Source organism: Pseudomonas sp. NPDC087803, from assembly GCF_044742995.1.
Classification (GTDB): domain Bacteria; phylum Pseudomonadota; class Gammaproteobacteria; order Pseudomonadales; family Pseudomonadaceae; genus Aquipseudomonas.
On record NZ_JBIUVO010000001.1, the window covers coordinates 270252 to 286516 of the forward strand.

Below are 16265 nucleotides of genomic sequence, written 5' to 3' on the forward strand. Positions count from 1 at the left end.
TATCGACGTTACATTAATCGATCGTTTTCCGCCCGGGACGAAAGACAGAGTGTGGGGCCGGAAAACTTAATGACTTTACTGCTGTAGGAGGTACTGAAATGTAGCCCTTAGGCTAACCGCTCGAGCGCCGTCATTAAAATCCCGTCGGGGCGAGCAAGATCCTCAAGCACCGAGAAATGTGTGCAGTCAGGAACATACACACTCTCGACTCTTTCTCCTGCAGCTTCACACGCTGCCGAGTATGCGTCTGACTGGCGTAACAACTCGGGTAGTTCCGCAGCGCCAACCGCAACAATCATTGGAGCCCCCCGACTTATATGGCGTATTGGGCTATAAATTTCGACCTCCGCACTGGTCAGTTGCAATTTGTCATTGAGCCAACAGAGGCTAATTGGCTCAAGATCGACCAGCGCGCTTATTGCGAGCGCATTTGCGACAAGTGGATGCGAGCGATGTACTGCAGTCAGATGCCCCCCGGCCGAGTGACCGCTGAGACAAACTTTACCACCAGCAATTCCAAGCCCTTCGACGTCCATTGTAAGACAATCAAGTAGACGTCCTATTTCCCCAACGATATGTGTGATAGATGCTTCAGGTGCAAGAGTGTATTCGGCCAATATCACATTAAAGCCTTTTGCGAGTGCTCCTTCCGCTATAAATGCAAAATCTTCTTTGGCGCAGTTCTGCCAGTACCCTCCGTGAATGAAGATGAAAGTGGGAGCTTCCGCGTAGCCGCAGGGGAACCAGTCGAATCGCTGCCGCGAGCCCTCGCCATAGCGAAGGTCGCGCCTGCATGGTCTCCTTTCGTATAGTCGGGTGCTACGCGATTGAAATTTCCTCAGCACATCGGGAAAATCAGATATTGCTTGGGTGTTATTGTATGCGGCGTCGAGAGCTTTTCTATCCATGCCGTGATAAAGCGTTGTCATATTTTCTCCTGGATGGCTTAGCGAACAGCTACATAAAATGGCGTACATGGCAGCACTGCGCGTCGCTCAAACAGCTGCTGCAAAAGCAATTACACCTCAGTAGAACAAGTAAGAATCAAAAAAATCATAAACACATGCTCACACTTAACAAAAAACAATCTTAAAAGTCATTAATATTTACCCTTCAGCACTTTTTCAAGCACACCAACAACTACTAACTCACATTCTATACTGCCGAGCGCCAATCAACATAACCACAAAATAAATGCCCGGCCATACCAACTTGAAAAATATTTTCCCCTAAAGCTGTTCAGTATTTCGATCACCAGGTTACTCCACCCGCACGGATCCGCCGCCAGCCCTACACTTGAAACATCTAATAGATAATACGCGAAACTAACTATTAGCCGTATCAATCAGAGGGATAAGATTTTCGAGCACGGTGGAATCTGCTTTTTTTACTCTCCACACATAGTAGGCTGACCGTTCAGATAGGACCTCAAGCTCATTTGAGGATTTGTACTCATCGTAAATCAACACATGTTTCAAACGAGAACTACTCAAACAAAACTGCGCCCATTGAACTTTAACATCACGAAATATTCGCGCATTAGCTATTAACAAATCAAAACGCTCAAACAAGTCAGGTGAGTAATGAGTAATTGAAACCAGCTCATCAAAATCGCTAACAGTAGCTGTACGAAAACAGCCCAATGCAATCAACGAATTCTCGACAGAACACCTTTGCTCAAAGTTTTGTTCAGCGACAACTGCCCTGATTGCTCTGCCTGAAATTAGACGAGATCTCATCTGAAGACCTTAAAATACTAAGGTGATAGCTTAACGGCCAACTTTGCCGGCTATCAATCAGACAAATCTGAAAGTGCATTTAACTAGCAGGAGGGGCATGCAAAAACCTTACAATTTGGTACGGAGTGAAGGCTAAGATTGAATATTTGCCCCTCCTGAATGAGAGTCTTACCTCAGAACTCGAAGCTAACCCCAATGGTACCTTGCAGCCTTGAGTCGATCTGAGAGCCTCCTCCGTTATGGAACGTCTTGCCTACTTCGGCGTGGACCCGGGTACGGTCATTGAGATGCAACGTCGACCCAAAGGAGAGTTCTGTCGAGCTGTAGTCGGTACTCTCGGAAAAACGGGTACTAGTGCCTGGGGTCACGAAGCGCGTCGTGTCGGTACCACCAAAATCATGCCACACATTGACCCGTGTATAAGGGGTCAGCCGGCCAAGCGGCGTGTCCGTCTCCCCTCCGAACCTCACCCCCAAACGCCCCGTCACATTGGTGGCCATATCCTGCTGAATAGAAGCTCCCGGTATCGAGGTATTAGCGAGATTATTATGGCCCACTAGGATTTGCGCCTGTGGTTCCACCCACATCTCCTGGCTCAAAGCGAACCGCTGCCCAATTTCCACAGATCCAGTGACGCTGTTGCCGCGACGTTCTTCATCATTAGTGCCTGAAGGAGTTTGGGCAGTAATGTTTTGATGACTGGACTGAAATACGATATCGGCATACTGATGCCGCGCATTCGCATAGTTCGCATAGCCCGCAATAGCCAGAGTATCGAACTTGAGATCGCCTGCGAATCTACGATCTGCGCTGGCAAGGCCATAGCGGCCGTTCACACGAGCACGACTGTGCAAATAACCCACATAAAAGCCGGTCGTCCAATCATCGTGAGCGAAAAGATCCACTCCAACTTGTATCCCTGAGAAGCCAACGTCACTGTCAGTTTTGGAAGCTCCACCCTGACGTATCCGCGAGTTTGAGCCTAGCGTTCGCAACCAGGCCTCTGGACCGTTCGACAAGCGCGCCCCATCTGTGTCGCCCCTTCGGGCGTGCAACGTTGACAACATAGTCATATCGCTTTGACGCAGCAGGTTTGGGAGTGCGCTGTACAGCGGTACTTCTGCCCGGTAGTTTGCATGCTGAAGCACCTCACCGGAGGTAGTGCGCAGATACCAGTTTTCGCCCTCGCCCTTCGCGTCTCCGGCGTAGAGACGATACTCAAACGCACCTGCGTCAACATGACCGCCCACAAGCGAAAACCCATCCTTGGAGGTCTGCGCGGTGGTCACAGCGCCATTCTCTGCCGCGATGATATTAATTCCGTCGCCAGTGGTCTGCGCACCTAGTCCCCCCCGATTGGTGACCTGTATGAACGTATGACCGGTCACCGTCGCATCAGGGCCGCTCAAAAGCAATCGATCTGTAGCGCTGCCATCGGCCCCCAATGAAGTGCCCAATTGAAGGATGCCGTTGTGACTGGTGTAAGCGCCCGTAACCTTCAAAGTCGAGCCTGCGCCGCCACCGAGCAAAGCGACAATTCCGTTGTTTTCCAGCGAGCGCAGAGTTTGACTCCAGCCCGCCGTGTCCAACCTCGCGTAAGGCGCCACCACATAGGAGGCGGCTGCGCCAAAAGTATCTTCCGCTCCAGCACGCAATGTGCCTGCTTCGACGTTAGTGGTGCCGGTAGATGCACTAGAACCTGTCAAAGTCAGCGTGCCATCACCAAGCTTGAGCCAATTACCGTAGCCCGACCGGCGGCTGACCATCGTCCAGTCGTGATTTGCATCGATTGTCACAAGCCCGTCATTGTCCACCGCCGCACGACCAAGATCGGCGGCATCAGCGACCCAAAGCCTTGCGCTCTCTCTCACGTCGTAAAGTCCTGAGAACGCCTGATTATTACCCCTGATCGTCACATCACTCTCGTTTGTCAAGCTGACCGTACCTGCGCCGCTGAGAGCATTGCGCAACACACCTCCAGCGTCATCCAAGACGAGCGTGCCGTGGTTGTTAATCTCACCATTCCCCAAACCTGACGCGTCATCAAGGTAGGCCGCGGCATTGGAGGCAATAGTCGTGTCGGCACTCAATGCTTCGTTAGCCCCGTCGATGAGCAGATTCCCGTCACGCAGATAGATCTGCCCCTGCCCCATAAGGCTCCCTTCCGACAGGCCACCTTCTCGGATCGTCAATGAACCATCGTTGATGTCTATGCTTGAGCCGCGCTGCCCCTCGAGTCGGCCAATTGTGGCGACCATACCGTTTAGGTCCACTGCGCTATTGCTGGAGACTTGTAACGCGCGGGTCCGTCCCAGAGCGTTATCAGCTTCTAGCAGCAAAGTCCCTGAAGAAACGGTTGTCGTTCCCAAATAATCATTGTGTGCGTTAGATAAAGATAAATGGCCGACACCAGCATTGACTTCAATATTTCCGTTGCCGCTTAGTTGCGCTGATAGGTCTGCGGCGGCACCGGTCGCTGAGTCGCGTTGTGCCAGAGCAAGAGTCTGGTTCAATTGCAAATCAAGACGTGAAAGTCCGTAATTGACGTATAACCCATCGCCCGGTGCCGTGGTGAGTCGATAGTCGTAAGTGCCCTTGGCAACGATTTGATCATTCTGCGCAATATCAATATGCTGCGCAGCACTAATTACCCGGTCGTTTTGATCGACAAGCGTCAATGCACCTGCGCTACCGAAAACTTGCTCTGCATTCACAAGACGAGTACCCACGCCAGCATCATCCTGGCTCAACAGGTCAACTGTATTGCCTAAACCAGGAGGCGTGGGGGTAAATGGCGTCGGTAACTTAACCTGAATAGCCCCTCCCTCTCTCGTGTTTAAGCTCTGGGTAGTAACAAGACTTTCAGCAGTCATCTGAGCGGGAACGGTTGCGTTGAATGCAAGTTTCCCCCCTTTAATCTCCAAACCTTTGATATTTTGCTCGCCGTCGGCGACAGTTATGAGGCTGCCGGTGTCAGCTCTCAGTGTTGCGTTGCCAAGTGACAGCGCGTTAAAACCTCCCAGGTTGAAGGTACTACGCCCCACGACTAACACACCTTCGAAAGCCTTCCCAGTGGACGCTGCCAAATCAAACGCATGACTATCAGTGTCAATGGTGATCAGCCCTGCGCCACTCAATGAATTACTCAGCACGACATCGTTACTCCGCCGCACGGCCAAGACGCCACCAGTGCTGACAATCACGTCACCGGATACACTGCCGCTAGCCCCGCCATCGCCCAACTGCAGTACTCCCGCATCAACTAGGGTCGGTCCTTGATAACGACTGTCTCCGCTCAAGATTGTTGTCCCGAGCCCCGTTTGACGGACGGCACCCGCTCCGGCAATGGTATTTACTCGGACGGTATCGGGGCGATCGAACACCAGCATCGAATCATTATCGACATAGCCAAGCTCAACCTTGCCCACTGCTTCACCGTTACCTATTTTCAAGGTGCCATCCGACACCATAATAGAACCAGCGCGACTGATCCCGCTCGAAAGCGTCAGCGTACCGCCCCCCTCTTTCACCAGATGGCCTGCATTGATCAATTCAGGAGCCGAAAGCATGGCGGTGCCCTCAATAATGCCCATCATAGTGGCGCCCGCACTGAGGCGAACGTTATCCGCAACAGTGAGCTCTGCACCGTCGGCAAACCTGAGTTCGCTGCCGCTGACCCCCAGACTACCAAGCGTTGAACGGCCTGTTTCCAGTGCCCATACCGATCCGCCATTCAAGTTCACGGTCGAATGATCTGCGGAAGTATTGCCAATCAATGCAGAGGCATCGTTCGCGGTCAGATTTATAGATTGGCCGTTATCCCTGATCAGCGAGACGCCTGATAGAAGGCTTTTCGAGAGCGTCAAATCCAAACCGGCCGGAGCAGAATGGGCGACGCCGAGGATTGCTACCCCACGGGTGCTTTGCATATCGCTATCAGTCAAGGCAAGCGAATTGAGACCACCGGCAGATCGAATGACGCTGGCATCCGGACCATCCATCGTGGCGTGTAGCTCACTGAAAGTTTGACCGGAATGGTCGACGAGTGTGATGGCAGAACCTTCCGCTGCCGTGGAATTCAGGAACAACGGCGCATTGCTGGTCAGTTTTGAGTCCTGGCCTTGAATAATGAGCGCTGAACTGCCGTTGCCGGAAAGAGTTAGCGTGCCTCCCGTGAGTGAAACTTTGCCACCCTCTCGAGCTTCAATGCCGTTGCCACTGAGTCTCGCACCGGCCAGCACCTCTGAATTGGTCACCTTCACCTCACCCTGATTGTCAGCAACGATCGCCGAGTCTGTTGCACCAGTGGTCGTAAGGTCTCCGCCGTCAAATATAACCAGCCCACCGTCTGTGGCGCGTGCGACCGTTTTAACGGCGCTGACATTTCCGGAGCTGACGATCGAGCTTCCAGTGCCCATCGCCTCCAAGGCCGTATCGCTTCCGAACATGGTTCCGCCCGATGCTAAAAGATAAGTGCCGCCATTCGAAGCGCGAGCGCCAGTTGCATTGGAGCCGGTAATGGTCGCGGCGGTGTTTCGGATCACAGAATTGCCGCCGTTCGCTTCCAGGGCAATATTGTTCCAGTACGGTGCGATAATCTGGCCGCTGGCGAGTTCGACTGACGCGCCGTCCAATGCGCTGACAGCGCGTGAGCCCTGGATCTCACTTTGTTGGACCACAGCCTCCGACATGCGGATAACGGAGCTAGGACCAGTGGCGAGCAGCGCCTGACCGGCCCCGACAACTGTACCGCCGACCAGATCGATCACGCCTCCCTCAGTGGCTTTCAAGGCTGTCGCGTTGCCGAAACCCGTAACTGTGATGTCGGCAGAGGTGGTGATGTGACTGGGGACTACGCCTCGTGCAGTTACGGCAGCAACACCCCATCCTTCAGCGTCCACCGTACCCCCATCGAGCACAATTGCTGCGCCGTTCACTGCCCTGATTTCTCCGGTGGTGGCAACCGATCGAGCGGTGATGGTGCTGCCAGGATCTCTTGCAACCATACCGTTTTCAACTTTGCTGCCGCTATCCAGCGTAATACTAGCGCCCCGCTCCGCGAGCACGCCGGCGCCCGCTTCGGTCCCAGCGGCATAGGTTGAGCCCTCGACGATACTGCCTTCGCCGCTAGCGGCAATGCCAAAAAGTCCGGTATAGGTGCCGCCGTTAAGATTAAGCCGCCCGCCCCCAAAAACGGCTGCCCCACCCGTCACTCCGCTAACTTTGGCTGAACTATTCACTTCGCCGGTGCCCCTGACCACCATGCCAAATGCACAACACAAATCAGGAGGCGTGGCAGGCTCGATCGAAACTGCGCTGAACTCATCTAGATTTACGATCCCACCGTCAGCTACATAAAGCGCGCCCTGAATACCTCCCTCAAGCCCCCCCTCTCGCGCATATGAGTTGATCAACACGCTATAGCCTGTATAAATTCCTCCCGAATTGACATAGACAGCAGCTGCGTTCGGATAGTCGTGTGTGACGTGGCTTTCTGTAAGCGGGCCGGTCACAACGAAAGGGAAGCCGTCTCCTCCTCGCGCCTGGCAACACACGACAAAGCCCAGCGATAGCGAAGAAAAGCAACCCATAATACGGGTAGCGTAGCGCACCAGCTTGCGGGCTCCGGAGTTGCAATGTCGTCGGGCATATTCAGACGCGACCACCCACCCCTTGGTGGCTGTTTTCCACACAAGAGAATAAACAAAGTTCATTTTAATACTTCCATTACCAAGTCAATCGATAACCGATGTTCAGTGCCCAGGGACGCTCGAGAGTAGAGCTGTGACTTGTCTCCAGATCTGCATAGATTTGGTGGCCATTACCAACCGAACCGGTGATGCCGGCTCCGCCGTACCAACCTCCCCCTTTGCCATCGGGATGACTTGCAATACTGTTGGTCTTAACTTCGTCGCGAGCATTCAGGTCTTGCGTCCACCCGGCTTTCAAGTACGGCTGCAGGGTTACGCTCCCTTCTAGTTTCAGATCACGACCCAACAGGCTGCCGACGCGGGTCTGAGTGGACATTTCACCGCTCGTGCTCACGCGCATACCGTTGCTCAATCGGTAACTGTCGGCAGAGGCATAAAGCGTCGAGAACTGGACCTGAGGTTCAACGAACCAGCCATCATCAAGGGTGAATCGTTTGCCTACCTCGAGTGCAATACCGGCACCATAGTTGCGGGTATGACCTTTTATCTGAGCACCGTCGCTACCTTGGACGTCCAGTCGGGTTGACCAGCGATTCAGTGTGAGCAAACCATCGGCGTACCAGCCAGCGTCATCGAAGTAGGTGGTGTAACTCCCAATCTGATAGCTCTCCAGCTTGCCGCTGCCCTCATCGTTGAAACGCCTGTTGGTATGGCTGTATCCCAATAGCCCGCCCAGAATCAAAGATCCGTTACCGACGGCAATTCGACGATCTATGCCGAACTGAACGCCTTTAACATGCTGGGAAAAATGCCGGCCGACATCGTTATCTAATAGCTGTTTCTGTCCATAACTGCGTATCCACACCCCCTCATGCTCTGCATTTTGTCGCGCATCACCCAAACGCTGGATCAGCGTGCTGCGCTCCGCATCCCAAGTGCCGCGCAAAGTGGCAATGGCACTTGAGTTGATTGCGGCGCTGGCTGCAGTGGATAGGTTTCGGGCGGTTGGTACCGGGGGGGGTGTTGGAATAGCAGGCTCGGGTATAGGCGGCTCCGGCGTCGGGAGCAAAGGCCCAGGCAGTGCTGGCTCCAAGGGGTCAGGCGAAGTAACGGGCGGCTTAGGAGTAGATACACTAGGCGGCGGAATCGAAGGTTCAGTTGGCTCTCCAGGCTCCGGGTCAGGCTCAACGTGAGAAACGTTGACCAAACTCCAGCGTGAAACATTCTGGCTCCCACTTGCCTCGCTATCGCTACGGCGCAATACGTAGCGGTAGGAGCCAACATCTACTACCTGGTTTCGGTTCGCCAATAAGAAACCACCACTGCCGCCTTGGCTTTGTACCAATGTCAGGCTTTGAGCGTTCACCGATGGTTCCGTGCCGCTGTTTCTTACCAAAATTTGATTGTTACCCGTCACCTGCCCGCCAACCTCAAGACGGTCACCCTGCTGAGCGCTTAAGTTGGTGTTCACGGCGTAATGACCATCGCCGTTGAGATCTCCACCAATTGTGAGATGTTTGAAGTTTTCTGTGACTGGGCTGCCGAAATCGACCATACCGTTATTCGTGAGCGATGCGATGCTGGAGTCACCCCGAATGGTCCATTTGCTGCTGCGATCAATGGATATGGCAGAAGTCATGAGGCCTGCGTCACGAACCGCGCCGTCGAGCAAAGATTGGTCATGCAAGCCTATGTAAAGCTGGCCGGCATCCTGTTGTATATCTCCGTTGATTGAAGAGTTGTAAGCGTCCATGGCCACGTACCCTGCCTTGACGTCACCGGTACCATTGGTCACCCATACCGCAGTGCCGGAGTCTTCGCCCTTGCTGCCGCTGAGCGTGCTTTTAATCATGGATAATCCGAGGCTGCCACCCGAAACTCTCAGCGCACTGCTTTTATACGACTGCACATCGCTATCAACGAGTTGTATGTGGTTGCTCACCTGTGATTCAGCAGCCTGGCTGACCAGCGCATACGCCCTATTCGCAAAGGTCTTGACATGCGACCCCTCTAAACTGACGAAGCCGTTATTACTGATGTGCACTCCATAAGCTGAGGCGCCTAGAGTGGTCACAGTACTGTTAGTCACCTCTAGCTCAGCGCCCTTACCCGATGCGAATAGCCCATGTCCCATCTCCCCGTGAGTCAGCACCTGACTGTCGGTGATTGCCATGCGCGCTCCCGCATACCTAGCCAGCGCACCGACAGAGCCCGCGCCATAGGTCTCGATTAAAACGTTCTGCACATCGAAGGAAGCTGAAGGTTTTTCGGAAGGGTCACCGATAACGTCCGTTGACGCATACAGCCCGTGGGCCGATTTACCGTGGGTAATCACGCTACCGCCTGCCATTTGTACTGCGCCTGCGCGATTGTCAACTCCTGCCGCCTGTGCGCCCCAAGTTTGCAGATCGCTGTCTTTAATCACTGCGAGGGTGTCGGTACCCGGTAACCAGAGCGTAGCGCCGCGGTTGCCCTCGGTTGTTACTTGCACGTCGTCCAACTGCGCCTTAGCTTGGCGTGCATCTAGAACGATCGCATTGCCAGTCTGCGAAGCGATGTGTGAGTGATCGACCGATACCTCCCCGCCGTTTTGCGAGCCGGGCCTTATTAGAATGGCATCGCCTTTGGCTTTCAGACTGCCATTGCTGAAGACGAACCGCCCCCCCTCTATATCTGCCCCTTGGGCATTCTGAGCCAAAGCGGAAACACCATCGGACTCGATGATAGTGTCGGCGCCGATAATCGTGAACACAGGTGCGAATTGCCCAAAAGTTACGGCCGATACGCCGGTTAATTCAACGATTGCGCCTTTTTGTGCCCTGACCGCGTAAGCAATTTTGCCCGAGGACGTGAGAGTTGAGCCGTTGCTCCTGATGACCGAACCTGCCCCATTGGCCGATAACACGTCACCAGAATTACCACTGGAGCTAAGGGTTCCTCCAGCGAGTTCAGCCACAGCGCCTTTTTCCACCACGACACCTCGGCCACGATCACCGGTAGCAATGATGTTGGTGTCCTGCAAGCGCAAAAGGGAGCCTCTTCCGCTGGAGCTCGAACCATCGGCTAAATTACCGCTGGCGAGGATCGTCGACTGCTTCAATTGCGCCGCCCCCCCGGCAAGTACTTGCACGCCGCTGACAGCACCATTGTCAGTATCTGCGATTGCCTTAATATTTAGAGCGGATCCGTTCAAGATGTTATTCGACCCGCTGACTCTAATGCCGGGCCCTTGACCGATATGCGTGACATGGTCACCTTCCAGTGTGAGAGATTTTCCGGAAGTGGATGACAGGTCAATTTGGTCATACTCAGCGGCGTCTGCAGGCGACATCAAGACTAACAGCGCACAACTTATCGCCAGATCGACAGGTGATCTTTTAAGTAACCCCATCCGTCATCTCCCATATAAAACTTAAGCAAAATCACGCAACCAATCGAAAAATCTTCCCGACTGCCCGACCAGAATTTTAATCACTGATAACTTACGGTTACCGTAGCTGCCCCATGGACTTTCCCGGGAGAAACACAGTTTTTACCTGCATCGCTTTGGTAATAGCGCACTTGATAAGGCAAGTTAAAACTGGCCGAACCATTCAACACCGACCCGACAACTCGCCTTACCCCGAGAGTTATTGGTTGCCCGGTATCAGAGTCGATAATTTGAAGTGCAATACATTCCGCATTGCCGCTGCCAGTTTGGGGTTTGATAAGTCCCGCACTGCCGTTGGCAATAAAACGGTCGGCGTCAAGATTCAGAGTGACGGCGCCATTGCTTCCAGAGCAAGTGAAGGCAACATTAAATGGTGTCTCACCACTCGTCGTACCCAATCCTTGGAATCGGCTGATCGGCACAGCGCCCATTTCCACAAGCAAGTCGCCAATCGAGCATGTGCCGGTTTCCGGCACTATCTCACCGCCACCACCCGAAATCCTTGTAGTTAGAAAAACTCCGCTGTTGAAGGGATAAGTGCCATAGGCTGTATTGTTGGTATATATACCACCCGCCAAGGCGCCTGATCCCACATCAGTACTGGTCTTTATCAACTCGACCACAACTCTTCCGCTTACATTTACAGCGAGCGAATTCTGCTGCACTGACCCGCTTACACCTGGCATGCCTAATTGCCAAGTAGTTGATTGGCCTGCATAGAAAGGTATCGCCGCTCCTGCCTGATACCAGCTGGTTCGAATGCCTACACCGGCTATATTGGTACTGTAAACATTTTCTATTGAGGTGGCAGTTCCTTTAACAACTCGCCATTGGGTGGTATCTCCTGGGGTGCAACTTAATATAGCGAAATACGAACCTGTAATAGGAAACTCCTGAGTATAAAACACCTCGCCGACAGCGGCAGTGGCCGGCACAGATATTCGCCCCATTGCCATATCGATAGTTGCGCCCTCTTGATAATTAGGCATCATGCCGCAAATTGCGTAAGCCGATGACGAAAACATCAAGACCAACATCGCACGAAATAATTTACTCAGAAATTTTAACCGTATACTTCTAGCACAACACTTTCCAACGGCATTCTTGCAGCATTGTTTGATCAAGTATTTCATCGGCTGCTCAGGCTTGCGCCTCCTCTAACCACACAAGGGGCCTGAGCACGCATAATGTCGTGATTACCTGCATTCGCAGCCGCCAATTGATATATCACTTCACAACTGGAATCGTCCTGCATGCTTACGGTCAGGGAGCCGTTGTCGCCGACACCTTGTACGAACAGATTGTTGCCTTGGCCTACTACACCCACCACGTTGCCTTCCTGATCGCGGACGTCCGCGCCGAAGGTCAGATTCAAGCTTTTGCCGTTGCTAACGTGTATCACTGCTGACTGCCCGACCCTAGTCTCGAAGTCGACTCGAACGATGGCGCCTGCGTAAGGAGCGACCTGTTTGGTGGTGTTCTGGAACGCGACATTCATTGAACTGCCTTTCGGATCCAGATTGATGTTGTTCATGCGATAAGGTGACAACGACGGAACGATGGCGTAGCCGTTCTTATCGACTACCAGGCCGGATAAACCACCAACGCTCGCGCCCTCCCCACCCGGCGCGGAGACCAGTCCGATGGTCTCGCCAGTGTTGGGCGAGAAAGTCACCCCTCCGCTGTGCGCCAGCACGCTGCCGTTACTGCCAAACGATGTAGATTTATAATCGCCACCTCTTTCGAAGGATCCTCGCAGTGTGCTGCGATTGCCTCGATACTGCGTGTTGAGGCTGCTAGAGCTTGAGGTGTTGGTATCAGTCGCTTGCGTGATGCCGTAACTCCAACGTCCAGCCTCATCGGCTACGCCACTAAGGTAGTTGCGCAATGTGCTACCCTGGCCCGGACCGCCGGTATACTGAGTGCTGAGCGTCGGCGACCTCCCGCTATTTCCAAGCGGTATGTTCAAGCTAACGAAGTATTGAGTTTGAGAGCCAAGAAACTCGTCGTTATTGCGGCTGGCGGAAATGCTGTAACTGATGTCGCCCGCATTGCCGTTGAACCCTATTTCAAACTGGCGGCTAGAGTCGTTTCCGCCACCCCAGGTTTGACGAGTACTGCCGGTCAAGAATAGCGAGCCAAAGTTGCCGACGGGTTGGTCGATGCTTAAATCGAAGCGATCACGCTCGTGTCCTTCCCATAGCCACTGCTCACGAAACCCTGGAGCGTTGACCCACTCGCGAGCATCCACAGCCTGGGTTAGGGTCATATATTTAGAGGAGGAATAGCGATAGGCGGCCAAAGTGAAGTTGGTCTTGGTTTCACTCAGCATTTTGCTGTACGCGATTTTGAGACTACGGCCTTCAGTCGAGCCATAGCCACCACTAAGCTGGGTGTTTTCCTGCGTTAAATCTAACGAAAACGCTCCGTAGGTAGTATTCACCCCCAAGCCTAAAAGCCCGGATTGAAAACCCTCGCTGAATTGAAGCCCTCCGTATCCGGTTAGGTAATTGTTCAAGCCGTAGTACACCGTACCCTGCAACAAATGGGCATCATTGGCCATAACCTGGTTATAAAGCTTGCCTGAGACAAGATCGTATTTAGCTCGACCTGGTCGCATGAGATTGGTAACAGAAGAATAAGGCACATCGAAGCGCCGCTCGCCCCCGTCAGCCTCGGTTACAACAACATTTAGATCGCCGCCATATCCTGTTGGGTAAAGATCGTCGATCACAAAATTACCTGGAGTCACTGTCGTCTGGTAGATTTTTGTGTCGTTCTGCCACACCTCTACACGCGCGTTGCTGCGAGCAAAACTGCGAATGGTTGGTGCAAAACCAATCTGCGAGTCTGGGAACATGCGCTCGTCGGACGCCAAACTGACGCCTCTAACCGCCACGCTGTCAAAGCCCGCACCTTTTGTATTGAACTCGCCCAAAGAAACTGTGCTTTTGATGTCGCCAACAGGTCGTTGCACATAGGTTGATAAACGGTTCCAAGTGCTTTTGGAGCCATTGGTCCAGTTGACGTTGGCGTTGTGCCTGAATTGCCAAAGTCCGAAGTTGAACCCGCCACGCAAGCTTAGGTACGCGGAGTCCGTACTGCCGGAATGGTCATTCTGACTGTTGAAATAGTTCAGGTTATAGTCAAGTTTGCCCGCCGTAATACCAGGATCCCAGTAATCGGGTTCGACATAGCCTCGTGCAGTGCGGCGCAGTGCTGCCTGGGGGATTTGCAGGTAGAGTTTTTGCTCCGAGATGTCAGCATAGGAAACAGTGTTAGACATCACCGCAGAGAGGGTGCGACAGCCCTGAAATACTTTCAGGGATTTAGTATCGATTCCAAACTGATGCATTGCGTCCAGGGTCAGGCAGGCTTGGGCAATGTTGCTGCTGCTTATTTCAACAAATTCAACTTTTGCCCTGGTAACCTGTTTTCCGTTGATATAAATATCTAGATCGTAGAATCCAGGTAGCACCGGATTGCCTTTTTGATAGCGCGACATGTCCATGGTTTTAGCATTGCCTACTAGAAATGAGCTACTGAACTCGGCATCCTCATATTCCGCGTGCGACGCCGCTGCGGGCAGCGTTGCTTCTGCTGCCATCGCCCTAACATCAGCTATGCCCAAGATCAGAAAAAACATCGCACGAAAGCAACTGCTCGCGCGAAGTGGCATCGCCAAAAAAAACTGACGGCGAGGTATTGATAAATCAAAACTCTTCATAAAACATCACAACTAAGAGCCCGTTAACACCCATACACTTTCTCTGCTGCGGATGAGATAGCGCACAACAGGTGAGTAGCACTGCGATTGAGAAAGATGTCAGCACATATGAAAAACGGCGTGCGCAAATAAGCTTGTGCCAAATCGTCAATACTTAGATAGCTTGCGAGCTCAACATCTTGAGCGCGCCGTAGTCATTTATATATTCAAATTGTACCTGCCCATCCCCCGCCCCTGTTCGGACAACATCTTGACGAACAAGCCTGAAAACCTCTTTCTTTCCTGGCGCCACCATGTGAGTTCCTTCTTTGTTACCAAGGCTACCCCCATCTTTGGTGACTTGAATATTGGCGAATGAGATATGCAACGGTGAATTATTAGTACAACTTAGCTTCCATTGTCCGTCCTCTTTTATCAGATGCCACTTTAGCGTTTTCGCTGCCTCCTCTAGTGTTTCCTTGACTTTCTCCGGACGATAGAAAACCTTGATACGGCTTTGCACAGCAAGTAATAAGTTATTCTTGTCCTTCGAATTCGCAGCTACAGGTGGAATCTCCAGCACATTGAGATAAAACACTGCCTCCTTATCCTCTGGAAGTTTTGCACCGTTAAAAAGAATTCGTAGAGTTTGAGAGGCTTGACCTTCGATTCTAGAAATTGGAGGCATAACGAAAAAAGGTGCCGAACTATTCTCGGGTGTAGAATTGGTCGCACCATCATCCATCCAAGACTGCACCAGAGAAGGCGTTACACCTTTGTTAGCCAATGCAATTGTAACTTCCCTCTCCCCTGCTGGGTAAATCAAGCGCGTACCTCCCAATACGATATTCGCGCATGCAACCGGACTCGAAAGACAAACTATTAGAAAGCTTATAAAACATGAATACTTTGGCATGGTCACAGTAGCGCCCCCCTGCGCAAACGTCGCACAGGGGGACGAATCTCAGTTATAGCTAAGTTGATATTTAACTTGGCTCTTCACCAAGCCCGCGGATGACTTTCCAGTGGCGTAGTATTGCACGCCATAGACCATCTCAGCGGCGCCGTTATCAACGGCGAAAGTTTTAGCGGCGCCCGCATCACCTGGCTTAATAACGCTACTATCATCATAATTATAAAGCTGTAGACCGACGTTGCTTGCGGATGTCGCGCCGCTCACTTGATTCTTGAGCAGACCCGAGCTCAAATCCACCAAGCTTGCATCATAAAGAAATTGCGCACGCACGTTGGTTACTGTTGGCGAGCAATTATCGATCGCAATGCGGAAGTTGGAAGGAACAGCTGTCGCACCTGCAATACTCAGATCACTAGACTTTGCGGTCGCCAGATTTACGGTGAAATCTCCCGCCGCCCCGGTGGTTACTTCACATGTTTCATCAGTAACCTTTCCGTTAAATGTGATCGTGCCGGAATCCGCAGCATTTGACGTTGTGGACAGCATCAGCAGACCGAGGACACTGAACGCAGTCACATTCAGCGGCAACATGAAATGTTTCTTCATAAACATCATCCTTCGTTAGTACGATAAAAACACCGGACACCCCAGCGTCTTAAATCCGAGCTCAGATTAGCGAATACAAAAGCGTAATCAAAACTCTCCAGCGACCTACCTGAGTGCGATAAGCATCACAATTTCATAACCTTATCTCAATAAAGAATTCGGGAACAAAAAGTGATACAACAGCCGCACACCCACAGCGAGTTGCTGGACCCGATGA

Annotated in this window: 8 protein-coding genes; all 8 read right to left on the reverse strand. The window is 52.5% G+C overall.

The window, feature by feature from the left end:
- Window positions 1–107: 107 nt before the first annotated feature.
- Window positions 108–929 (reverse strand): alpha/beta hydrolase, encoded by an 822-nt coding sequence (locus ACIOUG_RS01170; RefSeq protein WP_401061859.1) that lies wholly within the window; start codon window positions 927–929, stop codon window positions 108–110.
- 396 nt (window positions 930–1325) lie between these two features.
- Complete coding sequence (locus ACIOUG_RS01175) at window positions 1326–1739, reverse strand: hypothetical protein (RefSeq protein ID WP_401061861.1); 414 nt, start codon at window positions 1737–1739, stop codon at window positions 1326–1328.
- A gap of 173 nt (window positions 1740–1912) precedes the next feature.
- A complete protein-coding gene (locus ACIOUG_RS01180; RefSeq protein ID WP_401061863.1) occupies window positions 1913–7453 on the reverse strand; it encodes an autotransporter outer membrane beta-barrel domain-containing protein in 5541 nt (1846 codons plus the stop codon).
- 13 nt (window positions 7454–7466) lie between these two features.
- Window positions 7467–10781 (reverse strand): autotransporter outer membrane beta-barrel domain-containing protein, encoded by a 3315-nt coding sequence (locus ACIOUG_RS01185; RefSeq protein ID WP_401061865.1) that lies wholly within the window; start codon window positions 10779–10781, stop codon window positions 7467–7469.
- Window positions 10782–10861: 80 nt separating this feature from the next.
- Complete coding sequence (locus ACIOUG_RS01190) at window positions 10862–11953, reverse strand: fimbrial protein (RefSeq protein ID WP_401061867.1); 1092 nt, start codon at window positions 11951–11953, stop codon at window positions 10862–10864.
- The gene (locus tag ACIOUG_RS01195) at window positions 11950–14547 is read right to left on the reverse strand and encodes a fimbria/pilus outer membrane usher protein (RefSeq protein WP_401061869.1); all 2598 of its coding nucleotides are present in this window, start codon (window positions 14545–14547) and stop codon (window positions 11950–11952) included. The genes ACIOUG_RS01190 and ACIOUG_RS01195 overlap by 4 nt, the downstream gene beginning before the upstream one ends.
- A gap of 154 nt (window positions 14548–14701) precedes the next feature.
- Complete coding sequence (locus ACIOUG_RS01200; RefSeq protein WP_401062432.1) at window positions 14702–15442, reverse strand: molecular chaperone; 741 nt, start codon at window positions 15440–15442, stop codon at window positions 14702–14704.
- Window positions 15443–15490: 48 nt separating this feature from the next.
- Window positions 15491–16048: a fimbrial protein gene (locus tag ACIOUG_RS01205; protein ID WP_401061871.1), complete on the reverse strand. Its 558-nt coding sequence runs from the start codon at window positions 16046–16048 to the stop codon at window positions 15491–15493.
- Window positions 16049–16265 lie beyond the last annotated feature (217 nt).

What these genes read in the sequence shown, in the direction of transcription:
- ACIOUG_RS01175 (WP_401061861.1), bottom strand. Translation starts at nt 1,739, where the DNA reads ATGAGATCTCGTCTAATTTCAGGCAGAGCAATCAGGGCAGTTGTCGCT.
- ACIOUG_RS01205 (WP_401061871.1), bottom strand. Translation starts at nt 16,048, where the DNA reads ATGAAGAAACATTTCATGTTGCCGCTGAATGTGACTGCGTTCAGTGTC.
- ACIOUG_RS01170 (WP_401061859.1), bottom strand. Translation starts at nt 929, where the DNA reads ATGACAACGCTTTATCACGGCATGGATAGAAAAGCTCTCGACGCCGCA.
- ACIOUG_RS01185 (WP_401061865.1), bottom strand. Translation starts at nt 10,781, where the DNA reads ATGGGGTTACTTAAAAGATCACCTGTCGATCTGGCGATAAGTTGTGCG.
- ACIOUG_RS01200 (WP_401062432.1), bottom strand. Translation starts at nt 15,442, where the DNA reads ATGCCAAAGTATTCATGTTTTATAAGCTTTCTAATAGTTTGTCTTTCG.
- ACIOUG_RS01190 (WP_401061867.1), bottom strand. Translation starts at nt 11,953, where the DNA reads ATGAAATACTTGATCAAACAATGCTGCAAGAATGCCGTTGGAAAGTGT.
- ACIOUG_RS01195 (WP_401061869.1), bottom strand. Translation starts at nt 14,547, where the DNA reads ATGAAGAGTTTTGATTTATCAATACCTCGCCGTCAGTTTTTTTTGGCG.
- ACIOUG_RS01180 (WP_401061863.1), bottom strand. Translation starts at nt 7,453, where the DNA reads ATGAACTTTGTTTATTCTCTTGTGTGGAAAACAGCCACCAAGGGGTGG.